The 597-nt window shown below is 39.7% G+C and carries 1 protein-coding gene; it reads left to right on the top strand.

Translation table 11 applies throughout. The features are described from left to right. A partial coding sequence (locus HT730_RS10605; protein WP_240151485.1) for a G5 domain-containing protein occupies positions 1–597 on the top strand: 597 nt, incomplete at both ends.

Genomic DNA, 597 nt, shown 5'->3' on the forward strand with positions numbered 1-597 from the left:
TATTATTGTTAAAGTTCCGGCTAAGGATAGCGTTGAAACAAAGGCTATTCCAATCGAAACAGAGTATGAAGCAGATCCAACTCTTGTTAAAGGGGAAAAGAAAGATGATCCAACTCGTCCAGGTAAGGCAGGAACTGAAACCATTACGACTACTTATAAAATCGAAGGTGGTAAGGCAGTAGAAGATAAGAAGACTAGTGAAGTAACAACTGAGATGGTTAAGAAAGTAGTTAAAGTTGGGACAAAACCGACTGAAACAACTGAGTCTACAACTTCCACGGAAGTGAGGTATGAAAAGGATTCAGAACATATAAGAGGAAGTCAACCTACGACTATTCCAAGCGAAGATGGACTGAAAACAGTTACGACTAGTTATAAAGTTGATTCTAAGACAGGCGATATTACGGTAGCAACTGTTTCAGAGATGGTTACTAAAGCAGCTACACCTATTATTGTTAAAGTTCCGGCTAAGGATAGCGTTGAAACAAAGGCTATTCCAATCGAAACAGAGTATGAAGCAGATCCAACTCTTGTTAAAGGGGAAAAGAAAGATGATCCAACTCGTCCAGGTAAGGCAGGAACTGAAACCATTACGAC

It is taken from the genome of Streptococcus sp. k-628 (assembly GCF_013277475.1).
In the GTDB taxonomy this organism is placed as follows: Bacteria; Bacillota; Bacilli; order Lactobacillales; family Streptococcaceae; genus Streptococcus.